Source organism: Pseudomonas sp. LBUM1673 (assembly GCF_059695645.1).
Map to the genome: position 1 here is coordinate 92,415 of NZ_CP166780.1, position 17,066 is coordinate 109,480.

Genomic DNA, 17,066 nt, shown 5'->3' on the forward strand with positions numbered 1-17,066 from the left:
AGGCTGAATGTGGTCAGCCTAAAAGGAAGCGCAGGAGAAAGGTGGTAGATAGATACCACCTTCCACGGGAGTGAAAGGTGGTGTTCCAGTCAGTTTTGCTCGTCGGGCTTTTTCTTCAACTTCGGGTTCGGAAAAAACTGCACGGCCTGAACCTTGGCGTCCGGCACCTTGAGTGCCGAAGTATTGACCCGGGTGCCCAATTCCTTGGGCACCGACAGACCTTGTTCATTCAGTGTGTCGGAATAACCGCAGGCCACGCACTCGCGATGCGGGACCAGATCTTCGTTCCACATCATCAACTTGTCCGGCTCGCTGCAGGCCGGGCAGACCGCCCCGGCGATAAAGCGTTTTTTGGTAATCACAGGTCCCTCACTCATGCTGCCGCGTCCTCACTCAGGCCGCTGTGGCGCAAGAGTGCGTCAATCGATGGCGCACGGCCACGGAAGTCGACGAACAGCACCATCGGCTCTTGGGAACCACCCCGCGCCAGGATCGCTTCACGGAACGCGCGACCGGTCTCGGCATTGAGCACGCCGTCTTCTTCGAATTTCGAGAAGGCATCGGCCGACAATACTTCAGCCCACTTATAGCTGTAGTAACCCGCCGCGTAACCGCCGGCAAAGATGTGGGCGAAGCTGTTGGGAAAGCGGTTGTAGGCCGGCGGACGCATGACCGAGACTTCGTCGCGCACGCCTTCGAGCACTTGCAGCACGCTGCGGCCGTCGCCGTGGGTGGCGTGCAATTCGAAGTCGAACAGAGAGAACTCCAGTTGGCGGACCATCATCAGGCCGGACTGGAAGTTCTTCGCCGCGAGCATTTTCTCCAGCAGATCCTGAGGTAGCGGTTCGCCGGTTTCATAGTGACCGGAAATCAGCGCCAGACCTTCCGGCTCCCAGCACCAGTTTTCCATGAACTGGCTTGGCAGCTCGACCGCATCCCAAGCCACGCCATTGATGCCGGACACGCCAGCATGCTCGACGCGGGTCAGCAGGTGATGCAGACCATGACCGAATTCGTGGAACAGGGTGGTCACTTCGTCGTGGGTCAGCAGAGCCGGTTTACCGCTGTCGGCCGGGGTGAAGTTGCACACCAGGTTCGCCACCGGGCTTTGCAGCACGCCATGGATCGTGCGGCGATGATCGCGGGCGCCGTCCATCCAGGCGCCGCCACGCTTGTTGGCGCGGGCATACAGGTCGAAGAAGAAGCGGCCGACGTGCTGGCCGTTTTCCTTGATTTCGAACAGGCGAACGTCCGGGTGCCAGGTGTCGAAGCCCTTCAGTTCGGCGATCTCGATGCCGTACAGGCGCTGGACGATACTGAACAGCCCACCCAGAACCTTGTCGATCGGGAAGTACGCGCGAAGGGTTTCCTGGGCGACGCTATAGCGCTGTTCGCGAAGTTTTTCACCGTAGAAACCGCTGTCCCAGCTTTGCAGGTCCGGGCAACCCTGTTCGGCGGCGTAGGCCTTGAGCTGTTCCAGATCCTGGGCGGCGAACGGCTTGCTGCGTTTGGCCAGGTCGCGCAGGAAACTCAGCACCTGATCGTTGGACTCGGCCATTTTGGTGGCCAGGCTCAGTTCCGAGAAGCTGGCGAAACTCAGTAGTTTTGCCAGTTCCTGACGCAGGTCGAGGATTTCCTCCATGACCGGGCCGTTATCATTCTGACCGGCATTCGGGCCTTGGTCCGACGCACGGGTGCAGTAGGCGGCGTAGACTTCTTCGCGCAGGGCGCGGTCCTGGGCGTAGGTCATCACCGCGTAGTAACTCGGGAATTCCAGGGTGATCAACCAACCATCCAGCTCTTTGGCTTGCGCGGCGGCGGCCATTTGCGCCTTGGCCGACTCGGTCAGGCCGGCGAGGGCGGCTTCGTCGGTGACGTGCTTGGTCCAGGCCTGGGTAGCATCGAGCAACTGATTGGAGAAGCGGCTGCCCAGCTCCGACAGTTTGCTCTGCACATCGGCGTAACGCTTTTGCTCTGGCGCAGGCAGGTCGATACCCGACAGACGGAAGTCACGCAGGGCGTGTTCCAGGATTGTTTTCTGCGCCACGTCGAAACCGGCGGCTTCAGGGCTATTGGCCAGCGCTTCATAGGCTTGAAACAGTTCACGGTTCTGGCCCAGCTCGGTAGCGTAGGCGCTCAAGGCCGGTAGGCAAGCCTCGTAGGCTTCGCGCAACTCGGCGCTGTTGCACACGGCATTGAGGTGGCTGACCGGGCTCCAGGCAGCGCCTAGACGATCGTTGAGCTCATCCATCGCCAGCACCAGGCCGGCCCAGGTCGGTTGTTTACCCTGGATTTTGAGGATATCGACGATGGCGGCGCGGTTGTCAGCCAGGATCTTTTCAATGGCCGGTTGCACGTGTTCGGCACGGATCGCCGAGAACGGCGGCAGGTCGTAGGACTGCAGAAGAGGGTTGTTCACGCTCACGGTTGGCACCTTGGCTGGAAAACATGCGGGAAGAAACATGGGCCCATCTTAATTACAATCGACGCTCACCGCAGCTATCAGCAAAAGAGAGAGAGCCTATCGTGACCCTTCGCAACTATCAGAACCACACACCGCTGCTGGGCAAAGGTGCCTTTGTCGATGGCTCGGCGGTGGTAATCGGCGACGTCGAAATCGGAGAAGACAGCTCCGTCTGGCCGCTGACGGTGATCCGCGGCGACATGCATCGCATCCGAATCGGTGCGCGTACCAGCGTGCAGGACGGTTGCGTGTTGCACATTACCCACGCCGGGCCGTTCAACCCCGATGGCTTTCCCTTGCTGATCGGTGACGATGTGACCATTGCGCATAAAGTCATGCTCCATGGGTGCGCCGTGGGCAGCCGGATTTTGATCGGCATGGGCAGCATCGTCATGGACGGTGCGGTGGTCGAGGACGATGTGATCATCGGTGCTGGCAGCCTGGTGCCACCGGGCAAGCGCCTGGAAAGCGGTTTCCTCTATGTCGGTAGCCCGGTGAAACAGATCCGGCCACTGACCGACAAGGAAAAAGCCTTTTTCACCTACAGCGCGGCGAACTACGTGAAGCTCAAGGACCTGCATCTGGCCGAGGGCTACGACCAACTCCAAGCCTCTTGATAACGGAAAGCGTCTCGCTATTGCTCAGGAATTTTCATGCATTACCAAACCGTACTGTTCGACCTCGATGGCACGTTGACCGACCCGCGCGAAGGCATCACCCGCTCCATCCAGTTCGCCCTGAGTAAACTGGGCATCGATGAGCCGGACCTGACCAGGCTCGAACATTTCATTGGCCCGCCGTTGTTGCAGGCGTTCATGCAGTTCTACGACTTCGACGAGCCCAAGGCCTGGGAAGCGGTGAACTTCTATCGTGAACGCTTCAAGGTCACCGGCCTGTATGAAAACCGCGTGTTCGACGGCGTCACGCCGCTGCTGGAAACCCTCGTTGGGCAAGGGCGGCAGCTGTACATCGCAACCTCCAAGCCATGGGTTTTCGCCCGGGAAATCGCCCGGCACTTCGACTTCGCCAAGCATTTCAAGGTGATTTACGGCAGTGAGCTGGACGGCACGCGGACCAACAAAGTCGAGCTGATTGCGCACTTGATGAGCGAAGAAGGCCTGGACCCGGCCAATACGCTGATGATCGGCGACCGCAAACACGATCTGATGGGTGCTCGCAGCAATGGGCTGGACGCGGCGGCGGTGGGTTATGGGTTTGGCAGCCGAGAGGAGTTGAGCGCCGAAGCACCGGCGTATCATTTCGAGACGCTGGATGAATTGCATCAGGCGTTTTTGCAGCGTTGATCAAAACCATTCGCGAGCAAGCCCGCTCCCACAATGGACCTGTATTCGCAGATCTAATGTGGGAGCGGGCTTGCTCGCGAAGAGGCCCGCTCAGCCACCGGAACTCGCTGATCCTGCCAACACTTTCAGCGCCACCTTACGCTCCCCAACCGGCAACGTGCCCAGCCTCTCCACCGCCGCATAAAACCTTTCCCAATCCCCATCAACCTGTTTGAACAGTGCGGCAAACGCCGACACCCACTGGTCATACAAACCAAACGGGAGCAGTCGAGCATTGTTCATCGGGGTGTTGATCCAGGCGTCGTAGCGTTTGTTCCCGGCCCATCGGCTGTCACGCAGCGTCCGGTATTCACGGCGCAATTGCTCGAACTCTGCCGCTTTTCGCTCGCGCATTTGCTCGGCAGGCAGTGGCAGGGCGTAAAGCCGCTCCAGTCTCTTGCGGGTGTCCAGAACCAACTGGATGAACTGGTCGCGTTGCTGCACCAACGCTCCATTATCCGGCGGCATGCCGCGGTATGCGCGCCATTGGCGAGTGCCTTCCTGTTCGACGAAGGTGGCGAAAGACTCGTTGAACTCAGTGTCGTCTTTCACATAAAAGCGTTGATGGGCGAGTTCGTGAAAAATCAGCGTGGCCAACCGTTCGTCGCCCCAACCCATCATCGAGCTCATGATCGGGTCGTTGAACCAACCGAGCGTCGAATAGGCCTCGACGCCGCCAATCGACACGTCCATACCTTGCAGACGTTGCAACGCGGCCTCACCGCGGGCAGCGCTCTGGCTGTAATACCCGCGATAGGCGACGCAGCCAGCGATGGGGAAGCAATGGTTCTGCGGCTTCAGCGAAAACTCCGGCGTGGCAAAGACATTCCAGACGACAAACGGCCGGCCAATGTCGGCGTACAAGCGGTAGCTCTGGTTGTCCGGTAGGTACAGGTGTTGGCTGGCGAACGTCCGGGCCTTTTGTGATTGGGCCAGATGCGCGCGCAATTGCTGATCGCGGCGGGGATCGGCAATCACACTGGAAACCGGCTCCCGTGCCCGCAGCAAATGCAGCTGACCACTGGCCAATTGGCCGTAATAGCTGATGCTGGCGCAGCCATTGAGCAACAAAAGAAACACACCCGGAAACAAAATGCGTAAAACGCGATCAAGTAACCCAAGGCTTGGACGCGGCCTGATCAAAATGAATCATCCCTGGAAAGTCTGCCCGCAAGACTATCCCGCCTATTGGAGCTCCGCTATGCGCAAGTTGATGCTGACGGGAGGCCTGCTGATGCTGGCCGGTTGTGCTGGATTGCCCACCCCTGATCCTGCGCAGGCATGGATCGATCTGGATTCACGGCAGGAAGACGCCGCGCTGCAAGCGCTGGAAGTCGATGACAAGGCTTCCATCGACAAGCGCTATTTCGAGGTGCAGCCCGGCAGTCATGAGCTGACGGTTCGCTATTTGTTCGCGGTCCAGCCGACCAACATTGGCCCCGATGCCGAGCCGCTGTGGCGCGACTGCCAGTTGAATGTGAAATTCAAGGACTTCAACGCCGGTCAGCGGTATCAGCTGCAAGCGGGGAATATCGGCTTTCGGCCGTGGGCAAAGCTCTATGATCAGCAGCGAAAAGTGATTGGACAGGCCACACCGGCAGGCTGCCAACGCACCTGATCGGCGCTATGCTGAATGGCCAGTCCTTGGGATATTTATCATGCGCAGGTTATTGCTGTTGCTCGCTGCAGGCGCCTTCGTTGGTTGCACGAGCCCGTTGCCGGCGGTCGATCCGCAGATGGCCTGGGTCGACTTCGCTACGCCGAGCCCCGGCGGGAAACTGCTGATGGCCGAACGGCTGGACAGCCAGCGGCTGAACGACGGGCGTTACTTTCAGGTCACCCCGGGTAGCCATGAATTGAGAGTACGTTTCGATTTTGAAGTGTTTGGCGGGGGGCCGGGCCTGTTGAACACTCCCCTGGAGCGGATGTGCTATCTGACCATCAACTACGACCATTTCGAGGCCGGCCAGCGTTATCTGCTGGAAGCTCGCTCTCTGGCGTTCACCCCCAGTGCCCGGCTGTACAACGCTAAGCGGGAGATCGTCGCTGAAGATCGACTGACCCATTGCGTCATGTGAGACGAGTCAACGGTCATTTTTTTGGTAGATGATTTTCTTGGTGCCGCTTTCGCATGAGCCGACGACCATGTTCTGATCGTGAACTTCGTCATTGGTGACGATTTCCAGAGTGTAGGACGAGACGTTATTGGCCTGGATCTTGGCTTCGATCTCGGCCTTGAGCTCCTCACAGGATTTCGGTGCCGCGAGGACCGATGTGGCCAGCGAGCAACAGATAACCGCCAAGGCAAAACGTTTCATGGTTGAAGCTCCCTTGAGGCAGCGCGCACGGTGATGCGCTAAAGCTGCTGTCATTTATTCGACCACAATTACGCCAGCCAGGTTTTGTTTCAGCGCAAAAAAGATCGCAGCCTTCGATAGCGCCTACAGGTCACTCGATCCATGTAGGCGCTGCCAAAGTCTGCGATCTTATATCGCGCTAACCCCGATTTAGTTGACCAACGTCGCATCCAGGCTGATTTTCGCATTCAGCACTTTGGACACTGGGCAGCCTTCTTTGGCCTTGTTACTCAATTCCTCGAACTGCGTTTGTGTTGCCCCGGGGATTTTCGCCTTGAGGATCAGTTTTACCGCGGTGATCGCAAAGCCGCCGTCCACCTGGTCCAGGGTGACTTCGGCATTGGTGTCGATGCTGTCGGCCTTGAGGCCTGCCTCGCCGAGAATCATTGAAAATGCCATGGAGAAACAGCCCGCGTGAGCCGCACCGATCAGCTCTTCCGGATTGGTGCCTTTACCGCCTTCGAAACGGGCCTTGAAGCCATAGGGCGCTTCTCTGAGTACACCGGTTTCCGTGGAAATCGAGCCGATACCGGTTTTCAGATCACCTTCCCAATGAGCCGATGCTTTCTTTGTGATAGCCATGTCTGCCTCCTCAAGATCTGGCGCGTAACGTCGCGCCTTCGTGGTTTTCGGTTACCAGGGTTCTGAGGATAGACCGTCAGGCAAAGTTCACCTCATCTGATCAGTCCTCTAATTGCGTAGGAATTTTGTTTCTCCTATTGAAACTCGGGTATATGCCCTCATTGCAGAGAACACGCTTATAGACTCGGCAGGTTTTAGTTCGTGAAAAAACCTGCTTACCCATTGGAGAAGCAGGTTTATGAAACGACTGTCTGATATCAAGTTTTCGACCCTTGATCTGGTACCTGTGCGGGAGAACGGCAGTGCGGCCCAGTCCCTGCGCAATTCCCTGGACCTGGCGCAGCATGTCGAAAAATTCGGCTACAACCGTTTTTGGGTCGCCGAACACCACAACATGGATGGGATCGCCAGTTCGGCGACCTCGGTGCTCCTGGGCTATCTGGCCGGCGGCACTTCGACCATTCGTGTCGGTTCGGGTGGCGTGATGTTGCCCAACCACGCACCGCTGGTGATCGCCGAACAATTCGGCACTCTTGAAAGTCTGTATCCCGGCCGGATCGACCTGGGTCTGGGTCGCGCCCCTGGCTCCGATCAGATGACCGCCCGCGCCTTGCGTCGTGAGCGCTCCGGCAGTGCCGACGACTTCCCGGAAGACGTGACTGAACTGATGCGCTACCTCGGGCCACGCACGCCGGACCAGCGGATCATTGCCATGCCGGGTACTGGCACCAACGTTCCGATCTGGTTGCTGGGTTCGAGCTTGTTCAGTGCTCAGCTGGCCGGTGAGCGCGGTTTGCCCTACGCCTTCGCCTCACATTTCGCACCGCGCTTCATGCATGAGGCGATTCGCGTTTACCGCAACCACTTCAAGCCTTCAGCGGTTTTGGATAAGCCTTACGTGATGCTAGGCGTGCCACTGGTGGCCGCAGACACTGACGAGCAGGCTGATTACCTGGCCACTTCGGTCTACCAGCGGATTCTCGCGTTGATGCGTGGCCAGAGCCTGGTGCAACGCCCGCCAGTGAAGACCATGGACGGCCTGTGGCTGCCCCATGAGAAAGAAGCGGTCGGTGATTTCCTTGGCCTGGCCATGGTCGGTAGCCCGCAAAAGATTCGCGCCAAGCTGGAAGTGCTGATCGAACAGACTCAGGCGGATGAGCTGATTTTTACCTGCGACCTGTACGAACATGCCGATCGCGTGCACTCCTATGAGCTGCTGGCGCAGGTCATGAAGGGCTGAGGCTCAAACGGCACCCGTAAAAAAGCCGACGCCATTCATTGCGTCGGCTTTTTCATTTTCGAGGGCGGTCAGCCCTGCTTGTAGACGATTTGCCTGGAGCCTTTTTCACAGGTGCCGACGACTTTTCCGTCAGCTGCAGCGCCTTTGTCGACGATCTCCAGTGTGTAGTTGGAAACACCCTTGGCATCCAGTTTTGCTGCGATTTCGGCTTTCAGCTCTTCGCACGACTTGCCCTGGGCAAAGGCTGTTCCCGCAAGGCTCAACAAACCTACCGCCAAAATAAACGTCTTCATCGGTTGCACTCCCTGGACGGATCAATAGGGGGAGGGCATCCAGCCATCGGCCGGATGCGCTCACCACGTAGCGCTTTGCCATTCCCTATGGCATTCGGCCAGCGCGCAAGTTCAGAAGACTAGCTCAAACTCAGCTACTGGCAATCCGGAATCCGACTTTGAGCGTCACCTGGAAGTGTGCAGCTTTGCCGTCCTTGATGTGCCCACGGGTTTCGGTCACTTCAAACCATTCCATGTACTTGAGGCTTTTGTTGGCTTCCGCCAGGGCGTTGTTGATCGCGTCTTCAATGCTGGTGGTGGATGAGCCAACCAGCTCGACTTTCTTATAGGTGTGATGGTCAGTCATGGCGTTCTCCTAAGGGTGTGAAATACAGCCTAGCAGTGATTTTTCTTATTTCTTCTGCCAACCAATCCGGGGGGAAGTTCAGATTTACTGCACTTTCTCGCACCCCTGAAGTCCCAACCAACACACGCACTCATCAACAATGCAGGAGAGCCACCATGGCCAACACTTCGTTACGCAAAGCCTCATTGCAAAGCATGGAAGCCGAGATCGAGAGTCTGCTGAAATCGTTGGAAAGCCTGAAGGACGACGCCTCGGACGAGTCGCGTAAAACCCTTAAAACGCTGAAAATCAACGCCGAGAACGCGCTGAAACATTCACGCCATCTGCTCACCGATGCCTATGAAGAGGTCAAGGTCAAAACCCGTGAAACCGGGATCGCGACACGCGACTACGCCCAGGAACACCCTTGGACTACAGCCGGCGTCGCCGTCGGTGCGCTGGGCCTGCTCGCGGCCTACCTGTTGTGCAAACGCGGTAATTAATGTGCCTGACGCAGTTCGTTTTTAAGCCACTGCGCCAACTGCCGAGCGCGCCCGTCCGCGGCGCGCTTGGGTAGCCACAACGCCAGTTGCGCCGGGGTTTCGCAGAAACCCCATGGCGCAACCAGGCGACCGGCCTTCAAGTCTTCGGCCACCAGCGGCTCAGGCGCGATGGCCACACCCAGGCCGGCCACTGCCGCCTCCAGCAAATAATACAAATGCTCGAAACCCTGACCGTACTTCAACGCTTTGTCGTCGAGGCCGCTTTGCTGTGCCCAACTCGGCCAGGCTTGCGGACGGGAAGTGGTGTGCAGCAAGGGTTCGGTCAATAGTGCGTTTGCCGGTGCGTTCTGCAGCCTTTCGTAACCGACAAATCGTGGGCTCATGACCGGGCCGATGCGTTCGCTGGCCAATTCGTAGACCTGCATGTCCGCCGGCCATGGCGGCTCGGCAAACACCAGCAAGGCATCCAGGCCGGGCCGCCGTGGATCGAGATCGCCTTCGCCAGCCGACAGGTGCAAACGCAGATCCGGCAGGTCCGCATTGAGCCGCCCCAAACGCGGAATGAACCAGCGCGCCAGCAGGCTGCCCGAGCACCCGAGCACGAACGGCGCATCGGCGGTGCTTTGGGTCAGCTCGGCGCAAACGGCGCGTAAACGCTCGAAGGCTTCGCCGCTGGCATCACGCAAACGGATGCCGGCATCTGTGAGTTTAAGGCCGCGTCCATCCTTGATGAACAGACTCACGCCGAGATGTTCTTCCAGCACCTTGAGTTGCCGACTGACCGCGCCATGAGTGACATGCAGCTGTTCGGCAGCCTGACTGACGCTGTTCAGGCGGGCAGTGGCCTCGAAGGCGCGAAGGGCGTTCAGCGGAGGGAGGTCGTGGCTCATGGGATCTGTGAGTTTTCCTGACAGGTTGCGGCGATCTTATCGGTTTTCAGTGCAGGATGTCAGGGGTAGAGTGAACCCCATCGTCACCTCTCGAATACAACTGGAGCGACCCATGACCCAGACTAATCTGCGTAACGGCCCCGACGCCAACGGCCTGTTTGGCGCGTTCGGTGGCCGCTACGTCGCCGAAACCCTGATGCCGTTGATCCTCGATCTGGCCCGCGAATATGAAGCGGCCAAGGAAGATCCGGCGTTCAAAGAAGAATTGGCCTACTTCCAGCGTGATTACGTTGGACGTCCAAGCCCGCTGTATTTCGCCGAGCGTCTGACAGAATTCTGCGGCGGCGCGAAGATTTATCTCAAGCGCGAAGAGCTGAACCACACCGGCGCGCACAAGATCAACAACTGCATCGGCCAGATCCTGCTGGCGCGGCGCATGGGCAAGAAGCGCATCATCGCTGAGACTGGCGCCGGCATGCACGGCGTGGCGACCGCCACCGTAGCCGCACGCTTCGGCCTCGAATGCGTGATCTACATGGGCACCACTGATATCGAACGTCAGCAAGCCAACGTGTTTCGCATGAAGCTGCTGGGCGCCGAAGTGATCCCGGTGGTCGCCGGCACCGGCACCCTTAAAGATGCGATGAACGAAGCCCTGCGTGACTGGGTGACCAACGTCGACAGCACCTTCTACCTGATCGGCACCGTGGCCGGTCCACACCCGTACCCTGCCATGGTTCGCGACTTCCAGGCGGTCATCGGTAAGGAAACCCGCGAGCAGTTGCAAGCCCAGGAAGGTCGTCTGCCCGACAGCCTGGTGGCGTGCATTGGCGGTGGTTCCAACGCCATGGGCCTGTTCCACCCATTCCTTGATGACAAAAACGTCGAGATCATCGGCGTCGAAGCCGCCGGTTATGGCATCGAAACCGGCAAGCACGCGGCCAGCCTGAACGGCGGCGTACCGGGCGTGCTGCACGGCAACCGTACGTTCCTGTTGCAGGACGACGACGGTCAGATCATCGACGCCCACTCGATTTCCGCCGGCCTCGACTATCCAGGCATCGGCCCGGAACACGCCTGGTTGCACGACATCGGCCGCGTCCAGTACACCTCGGTGACCGACGACGAAGCCCTCGACGCGTTCCACAAATGCTGTCGCCTGGAAGGGATCATTCCTGCACTGGAAAGCGCCCATGCCCTGGCCGAAGTGTTCAAACGCGCGCCGACGCTGCCCAAAGATCATCTGATGGTGGTCAACCTGTCCGGCCGTGGCGACAAAGACATGCAGACCGTGATGCACCACATGGAACACTCTCAACAAGAGCAATCCAAGCAGGAGAAACACTGATGAGCCGCCTGCAAACGCGCTTTGCCGAACTCAAGGAACAGAACCGCGCCGCCCTGGTGACCTTTGTGACCGCCGGCGACCCGAGCTACGACACATCCCTGGCGATCCTCAAAGGCTTGCCCGGTGCTGGCGCCGACGTGATCGAATTGGGCATGCCCTTCACCGATCCAATGGCCGATGGCCCGGCCATTCAGCTGGCCAACATTCGTGCCTTGGGCGCCAAACAGAACCTGGCGAAAACCCTGCAAATGGTTCGCGAGTTCCGTGAAGGCAATAGCGAGACGCCGCTGGTGTTGATGGGTTACTTCAACCCGATTCACATGTACGGCGTGCCGCGTTTCATCGCTGAAGCCAAAGACGCCGGTGTCGATGGCCTGATCGTGGTCGACATGCCGCCGGAGCATAACGGCGAGCTGTGTGACCCGGCACAGGCGGCGGGCCTGGACTTCATCCGCCTGACCACCCCGACCACTGACGACGTGCGTCTGCCGACCGTTCTGAATGGCAGCTCCGGATTTGTTTACTACGTGTCGGTGGCGGGTGTGACCGGTGCGGGCGCGGCGACTCTGGAACATGTCGAAGAAGCCGTTACCCGTCTGCGTCGCCATACCGATTTGCCGATCAGTATCGGTTTCGGTATTCGTACACCGGAACAAGCAGCGTCCATCGCACGCCTGGCTGACGGTGTGGTGGTGGGGTCGGCGCTGATCGATCACATCGCCAATGCCTCAACGCCGGATCAGGCTGTGGAGGGCGTACTCAGTCTGTGCGCGGCCTTGTCCGACGGCGTGCGTAAAGCGCGGGTCAGCTGAAGGTAAAGTTCCTGATACAGAGGAATTAGAGCCTCGCAGCACAGACTAAACAGCAAGACCGAGGGCTTCAGGACTACGTTCTGAAGCCCTTTTTGCTGTATGGCTGTGAGGAAAGACCTGATGAAAATGCACAAACGTCTGATTGCCAGCCTGGGCGTGCTGATGCTCAGTGCGACCCCATTGCTGCACGCCAGCGCCGATCAGCGCGACGATCACGAACGCGGCGGCCCGCAGCAGGGCCATTACGATAACCGCGGCGGCGATCACCGTGGCCCGCAGGACAATCGTCGCGGCGGTCCACCACGGGACTTCGGCCCGGTGCGCCAGACCATCCGCGATAATCATGGCTACTTCGTACGTGGTGCGCCGCCACCTCCCGGTGTTCATCTGGTCCGTGGGCGGCCGTTGCCTCACGGTTATTACGGCGAACGCCTGGATAACCGCGCGTTGGGCCGACTGCCGTACTACCCGGGTTACGAGTGGCGTCGTGCGGGCGGCGACATTGTGCTGATCGCCGTGGGAACCGGGATCGTTTATGAAATTCTTGATGGGGTGCTCTACTGACGACCGGATATCAACAGGCAACCCCGGCTTATGTAGCAGCTGCCGAAGGCTGCGTTCGGCTGCGAAGCAGTCGTGAAATTATGCATCGCATTGTTTCAGATAGACCGAGGTACCCGGGTTTACGACTGTTTCACAGCCGAACGCAGCCTTCGGCAGCTGCTACGGGGCCCGTGATATTTCAACTAGGGCAACTCCAACCCACCCGCGGCCTTGTGCAGCTTCCTCAGATGTTCGCCAACCTGCTTCAGGTTGGCTTCGTTGGCGGCCATCTCAGCGGCACGGCTCGGTTCGAGCAAGGCTCTGACTTCTTTGTCGAGATCTCCGGTCAGCGCTTGAAGCTGCTTCTGGCGCAGACTGCTTTCCGATTCCAGGCGCGTCCACTCGCTCGGCTGTGGCAAACCATAACCACCGGTGCCGAGCAGTTCAGCCGGACGGCTGAGGAAGCCGCTGTTGGCGAGAATCTGCTGCAAAGTTGCGTTGGCCTTATCCATGCCGCCGTTGTTCAGTTCCCGAGCACCCAGATAGCGTTGCTTCACTTCGTCCTGCGCCAACACCACCTGCTGACGGAAACTGGCTTGCTCCAGCAGCAACAACGCCGCGCTGGTGCGCAAGTCAGCCTGGTCAATCCATTTGCGGCGCTCTTGCGCTTTCAACAACAACCAGTCTTCGACCTTTTCCTGCTTGATCGGCAAATGCTTCTTCAGCACTTCGAACATCGCTTGATAACGCTCGCGGAAGGAATCGAAGCGATAGCCCAGGCGTAGCGCTTCGCGGGGATCGTCCAGCACACTAGTGTCCGCCAGCCCACGGCCCTTGAGCACTTCCAGCAAGCCGTTGGGCATGATGCTGTCGAGGCCGACCAGTTGCGCATTGTTGGTGCTGCTGCGCAGTAATTTCAGGCCTTCTACCGCGCAGTTGTTGGACAGGAAAAAATAGTTGCCGTCGTAACTCCAGTGCATCTCCGCGGCGTGTTCCACCACGTCTTCAATCTCGCTGCGGGACAGGTTCAGCGGCACCGACGCCAGGCTACGCAGTTCGGTCTTGGTGTATTCGTCGATCACTTGGGCCAGTGGCAAGACAAACAGGCGCGACGGATATTTGCCCACCAGTCCATCCCAGCTTGATAGCTGTACGTCACCGACGAAGGCGCGGTAGGACAACACCAGATGCTGATCCAGGTCCAGCCGACAATCCGGCCCGCGAGGTCGTCCAGGTGCGCAGATCACCAGTCGCAGCATGCTGTGGCCCCAGCGGCTGACCCAGTTCTGGTTGGCTTCTGCCAGCAGATAGTCGACGGCGTAAACCCGTTCCGGATCGACCTGGCCCAAGGGTTGTTTGGCGAAGTCGTTGCCGGCATTGAGGAACGCGAAGGATTTACCGCATGTGTCTTTGGCGGCGGGTGCCCAGCCGAAATGCTCTTTGTAGTAGCGATACAGCGCAGGGCGACGGCAGGCATAGCTTGGGTCGAGCAGGAAGTACTCCATGTTGACCGCGACGAATTCCTTCGGGCTGCTCGTTTCGTAGATGTCCGGGCTGCGGGCAATCTGCCGGTTGTGCTGTTCGCGCTCGCCGCGCCGACCGACGTATTGCGGCCAGCCAGCGAGGTCCAGCAGGCGAGGGTCGTCGCTGAGGGTCCAGCGTCGTGCCGTCTGCCCACGGCACTGATCCGGGATGCCGATCGGCCCGGAGCTGCTGTTGCGTTGCTTGCAGCGCTGGATCAGCGTGCGCTCGGCGTCTGGCCACAGGCGTGCGCGGTCATAAATATGGGTGAGCTCGTGCAACACCGTGGCGAGCATTTCCCGGCGCACGGTAGCGTGGGGACGATAAGTTTTTTTGGTCGCTGCGCTGCCGTCGGTGAGGCTGGCGAGCAGGTTGCGATTCAGGTCGAGCTCGGACACCAGCGATGCCTGGCCGTAGGCATCGCTCGGCATGTCGTCGGTCCAACCGACGTCGATGCGCCGGTCCAGTTGCTCGATGAAACGAGGCGGAAGCGCGCGCATGGCTTCATCGAGCAGTGCCTGACTGGCCTGCTGCTGCGCGGGGCTCAGACCGTCGGTCTTGAGCCGTAATTGCAGGCCTGCCTGAGCCGTGTTGCCAAGCAGCAACACGACCCCGGCCAGTAGCCAGGCGCCGAGTGACTTCACAGTGCGAGGATGGCTTCGGCGAGAACCTGATCACTGGCGTCGCGGGCTTCCGGTACGCGGGTGCGCAAGGTGTCGAAGGCCGCTTCCAGGTGTGCACCACGGATTTCACCGTCGCTGGCGACGAAACTGGCCGCGTCGTCCTGGGCTTCACGGACGATCTTCGAATCGCGGATGGACGTGGTGGTATCGGACGTGAAATCAAGCGTGCGCTGGGAGGCACGAATGATGATGTTACTGGTGGCTACCAGGGTGTGCGCCTGGACCACGTCGGCCAACAACAGCAGGCCAAGGGTGGCAGCAATCAGCGGGCTACGCATGGAACGACTCCGGAGGAACAAGGGATAACTATTGGACGAGAATTGCCTGCGCCAGTTCAAGGTCGCTGGCATGAAGTTTTGGCTGGCTCCGGCGCAGGTAAATCAAGGCGGACTCCAGTTGCGCTCCTCGCAGTTGGCCGTCACTGGCAATGAACGCGGCAGCGTCATTCTGGGCGGCGATCAGCAGTTTATGGTCGAAGGGCACGGAGGTCACCATGCTGGTGGCATAACCACTGGCCACGATGCCTTGTGTAGAAAGGTTGAAGGCGTCGAAGGCTAGGGCCGAGCCCGACCAGCAAGCCGCAAGAACAACCGGAGTGATCAACAGACTTGAAAGAAAACGCATGAGACTCGATAGCTGAAAGCGAATCTCAAGGCTAGCGTAATGCCCGGCCTAGAGCCAGCGCCGAAATATTGGGACATCTGTGAGAGCGGGCTTGCTCGCGAAAGCGGTGTGTCAGGCGACATCAATGTTGATTGTGTCGCCGTCTTCGCGAGCAAGCCCGCTCCCAGGGATTGCGCTTAACTGACCAGCAGTAGGGCGTGTCCCGCTTCAGAACTGTTGCTTAGATCGTCAGGATGGCTTGGGCCAGCTGTGCATCGGTCGCATTCAGTTGTGGAGCCTGTTGGCGAATATGGTCGAGTGCGCTTTCCAGTTTCACACCACGGATGGTGCCTTCACTGGCGACGAAGCTGGCGGCGTCGTCACGAGCGGCACGGACGATTTTGTCGTCGCGAAAGGAAGACGAGACATCCGAAGTCGCGTCGGAGGAAGCCTTCAGCCCACCGACAACGGAATCGGTGGTCACGATAAAGCTGGTGGCATGGGAGTTGGCAGCCACGGCAAGCAGGGCGGCAGCACTTAGCAGACGAAGACGGGACATGGGTAGCTCCTTTGGATAGATCGATTGAGACGTGGCGCGGGATCAGATGCCTGTCGTAAAGCGTTCGCCACGTTCTATCTGAATATTAGGCCTGTGTACCTCGGTTAGAACAGTCCCGTCTGCTAATGGAGAACACTAGCGCCAGAATGGTTTGTCCACTTCGTTGAGGCGATCGGCGTGGCTGATGCCCAGGTCCGAGAGCTGTTGATCATTGAGTTGGCCCAGTAATCGTCGGGTGCGAGCCCTTTCCAGGCTGTCGGTGAACGCTCTCATTAATCCTCGAAGCCTGGCCCAGCGGGGCTTCGCTTGAGGCGTGATGATGGAAACATTCAGTAAGTTATTCATGAAGGCGCGGTCCTTTTGCCAGCCAGTCGGGATTCAATGGTGACTCCGTTACGCCTGCCGGCACAGATACACTCTGGCAAAATTGTACTGGTTCAATTTGTATGATCTATAAACTGTACCTATTGGTAGCTATCTCTTTTGTACGGCCCACTGTGAAGCTCCAAAACGACAAAACCCGTCGTGGTTTCCCACGACGGGTTTTGTTTGTTCAATTCGGGTTGCTGGCGGTGGACCCGGTGGGTCAGAGCCAGCGACGCTAACTTAGCGCCAGAACGGCTTGCTCAGCTCTTCGTAGCGTTGTGCTTCGCTAATCCCGGCGTCAGCCAGCAGACGCGAATCCAGACGAGCCAGTTGATGGCGGCTGGAGATGCGGCGCTGCCACAGCATCAGGTTGGCGATAACGCGCAGAGGCATGGAAGCCTGGGTTTTTGCAGCAGTGTCTTCGAAGAACAGTTCGGAACTGAGTGTACGTTCCATGGTTGACATCCTTCCGCTTATGGCGGGATTAGGTAGTGGTTTAACTGATGCCAATGATCCTCTCGTTTGGCCAGTCTCTGTAGATACAGTTCACCTGTATTGTGAGAGACCAGTTAACTGTTAAATGGCAGTGTACTGGTCTAAATTGAGGCAACTGTACCTGTAGGCACTAATATGG

23 protein-coding genes are annotated in these 17,066 nt (G+C 58.8%); 9 read left to right on the forward strand and 14 right to left on the reverse strand.

Annotated features, from left to right (window positions below; all coding sequences use genetic code 11):
• Positions 1-89: 89 nt before the first annotated feature.
• Positions 90-377, reverse strand: coding sequence for a YheV family putative zinc ribbon protein (locus tag ACA044_RS00430; RefSeq protein ID WP_497444680.1), 288 nt, complete (start codon positions 375-377; stop codon positions 90-92).
• Entirely contained in the window at positions 374-2,425 is a 2,052-nt protein-coding gene (gene prlC / locus ACA044_RS00435; RefSeq protein WP_497444681.1) for an oligopeptidase A, read from the reverse strand. Before prlC ends, ACA044_RS00430 begins: the two co-directional genes overlap by 4 nt.
• Before the next feature lie 101 nt (positions 2,426-2,526).
• Here prlC and ACA044_RS00440 point away from each other — a divergent pair, with 101 nt between their 5' ends.
• Together ACA044_RS00440 and ACA044_RS00445 are read left to right on the forward strand one after the other, a co-directional pair.
• Positions 2,527-3,081 carry a gamma carbonic anhydrase family protein gene (locus tag ACA044_RS00440; RefSeq protein WP_497444682.1) on the forward strand — a complete coding sequence of 185 codons (555 nt, stop codon included), beginning with the start codon at positions 2,527-2,529 and terminating at the stop codon, positions 3,079-3,081.
• A gap of 36 nt (positions 3,082-3,117) precedes the next feature.
• The gene (locus tag ACA044_RS00445) at positions 3,118-3,768 is read left to right on the forward strand and encodes an HAD family hydrolase (RefSeq protein WP_497444683.1); all 651 of its coding nucleotides are present in this window, start codon (positions 3,118-3,120) and stop codon (positions 3,766-3,768) included.
• 90 nt (positions 3,769-3,858) lie between these two features.
• On the opposite strand, the gene ACA044_RS00450 is transcribed toward ACA044_RS00445, so the two are convergent.
• Complete coding sequence (locus ACA044_RS00450; protein ID WP_497444684.1) at positions 3,859-4,950, reverse strand: aminopeptidase; 1,092 nt, start codon at positions 4,948-4,950, stop codon at positions 3,859-3,861.
• A gap of 58 nt (positions 4,951-5,008) precedes the next feature.
• Here ACA044_RS00450 and ACA044_RS00455 point away from each other — a divergent pair, with 58 nt between their 5' ends.
• Together ACA044_RS00455 and ACA044_RS00460 are read left to right on the forward strand one after the other, a co-directional pair.
• Entirely contained in the window at positions 5,009-5,425 is a 417-nt protein-coding gene (locus ACA044_RS00455; RefSeq protein ID WP_497444685.1) for a PA0061/PA0062 family lipoprotein, read from the forward strand.
• A 40-nt stretch (positions 5,426-5,465) separates the two neighbouring features.
• Entirely contained in the window at positions 5,466-5,885 is a 420-nt protein-coding gene (locus ACA044_RS00460; protein WP_497444686.1) for a PA0061/PA0062 family lipoprotein, read from the forward strand.
• A 6-nt stretch (positions 5,886-5,891) separates the two neighbouring features.
• On the opposite strand, the gene ACA044_RS00465 is transcribed toward ACA044_RS00460, so the two are convergent.
• Complete coding sequence (locus tag ACA044_RS00465) at positions 5,892-6,125, reverse strand: DUF1161 domain-containing protein (RefSeq protein ID WP_497444687.1); 234 nt, start codon at positions 6,123-6,125, stop codon at positions 5,892-5,894.
• 189 nt (positions 6,126-6,314) lie between these two features.
• Positions 6,315-6,746, reverse strand: a complete 432-nt coding sequence (locus ACA044_RS00470) for an OsmC family protein (protein ID WP_497444688.1) — start codon at positions 6,744-6,746, stop codon at positions 6,315-6,317.
• A gap of 238 nt (positions 6,747-6,984) precedes the next feature.
• Between ACA044_RS00470 and ACA044_RS00475 the strand changes: the two genes are divergently transcribed.
• Positions 6,985-7,986: an LLM class flavin-dependent oxidoreductase gene (locus ACA044_RS00475; RefSeq protein WP_253554308.1), complete on the forward strand. Its 1,002-nt coding sequence runs from the start codon at positions 6,985-6,987 to the stop codon at positions 7,984-7,986.
• 68 nt (positions 7,987-8,054) lie between these two features.
• Here the strand turns inward: ACA044_RS00475 and ACA044_RS00480 are convergent, their stop codons facing one another.
• The gene (locus ACA044_RS00480; protein ID WP_497444689.1) at positions 8,055-8,279 is read right to left on the reverse strand and encodes a DUF1161 domain-containing protein; all 225 of its coding nucleotides are present in this window, start codon (positions 8,277-8,279) and stop codon (positions 8,055-8,057) included.
• A gap of 130 nt (positions 8,280-8,409) precedes the next feature.
• Positions 8,410-8,625, reverse strand: coding sequence for a dodecin (locus tag ACA044_RS00485; protein ID WP_007902773.1), 216 nt, complete (start codon positions 8,623-8,625; stop codon positions 8,410-8,412).
• A gap of 155 nt (positions 8,626-8,780) precedes the next feature.
• On the opposite strand from ACA044_RS00485, the gene ACA044_RS00490 reads away from it, so the two are divergent.
• A complete protein-coding gene (locus tag ACA044_RS00490) occupies positions 8,781-9,107 on the forward strand; it encodes an ElaB/YgaM/YqjD family protein (protein WP_454246355.1) in 327 nt (108 codons plus the stop codon).
• On the opposite strand, the gene ACA044_RS00495 is transcribed toward ACA044_RS00490, so the two are convergent.
• Entirely contained in the window at positions 9,104-9,997 is an 894-nt protein-coding gene (locus tag ACA044_RS00495) for a LysR family transcriptional regulator (RefSeq protein WP_497444690.1), read from the reverse strand. The two genes, ACA044_RS00490 and ACA044_RS00495, sit on opposite strands and share 4 nt — an antisense overlap.
• A gap of 112 nt (positions 9,998-10,109) precedes the next feature.
• Here ACA044_RS00495 and trpB point away from each other — a divergent pair, with 112 nt between their 5' ends.
• From trpB to ACA044_RS00510, 3 genes are all read left to right on the forward strand, one after another.
• On the forward strand, positions 10,110-11,345 hold the full coding sequence (trpB, locus tag ACA044_RS00500) for a tryptophan synthase subunit beta (protein WP_497444691.1): 1,236 nt from the start codon (positions 10,110-10,112) through the stop codon (positions 11,343-11,345).
• Complete coding sequence (gene trpA, locus ACA044_RS00505) at positions 11,345-12,157, forward strand: tryptophan synthase subunit alpha (protein ID WP_497444692.1); 813 nt, start codon at positions 11,345-11,347, stop codon at positions 12,155-12,157. Before trpB ends, trpA begins: the two co-directional genes overlap by 1 nt.
• A 120-nt stretch (positions 12,158-12,277) precedes the next feature.
• Positions 12,278-12,721, forward strand: coding sequence for an anti-virulence regulator CigR family protein (locus ACA044_RS00510; RefSeq protein ID WP_497444693.1), 444 nt, complete (start codon positions 12,278-12,280; stop codon positions 12,719-12,721).
• A 182-nt stretch (positions 12,722-12,903) separates the two neighbouring features.
• Here ACA044_RS00510 and ACA044_RS00515 read toward each other — a convergent pair whose 3' ends face one another.
• From ACA044_RS00515 to ACA044_RS00540, 6 genes are all read right to left on the reverse strand, one after another.
• Positions 12,904-14,865 carry a DUF7844 domain-containing protein gene (locus tag ACA044_RS00515; RefSeq protein ID WP_497444694.1) on the reverse strand — a complete coding sequence of 654 codons (1,962 nt, stop codon included), beginning with the start codon at positions 14,863-14,865 and terminating at the stop codon, positions 12,904-12,906.
• Positions 14,862-15,182, reverse strand: coding sequence for a DUF2388 domain-containing protein (locus ACA044_RS00520; protein WP_497444695.1), 321 nt, complete (start codon positions 15,180-15,182; stop codon positions 14,862-14,864). Before ACA044_RS00520 ends, ACA044_RS00515 begins: the two co-directional genes overlap by 4 nt.
• Before the next feature lie 28 nt (positions 15,183-15,210).
• Positions 15,211-15,528, reverse strand: coding sequence for a DUF2388 domain-containing protein (locus tag ACA044_RS00525; RefSeq protein ID WP_497444696.1), 318 nt, complete (start codon positions 15,526-15,528; stop codon positions 15,211-15,213).
• 220 nt (positions 15,529-15,748) lie between these two features.
• On the reverse strand, positions 15,749-16,066 hold the full coding sequence (locus tag ACA044_RS00530) for a DUF2388 domain-containing protein (RefSeq protein WP_497444697.1): 318 nt from the start codon (positions 16,064-16,066) through the stop codon (positions 15,749-15,751).
• Positions 16,067-16,201: 135 nt separating this feature from the next.
• On the reverse strand, positions 16,202-16,411 hold the full coding sequence (locus ACA044_RS00535; RefSeq protein WP_497444698.1) for a DUF1127 domain-containing protein: 210 nt from the start codon (positions 16,409-16,411) through the stop codon (positions 16,202-16,204).
• 261 nt (positions 16,412-16,672) lie between these two features.
• Positions 16,673-16,888 (reverse strand): DUF1127 domain-containing protein, encoded by a 216-nt coding sequence (locus ACA044_RS00540; RefSeq protein WP_007902752.1) that lies wholly within the window; start codon positions 16,886-16,888, stop codon positions 16,673-16,675.
• Positions 16,889-17,066: the final 178 nt, after the last annotated feature.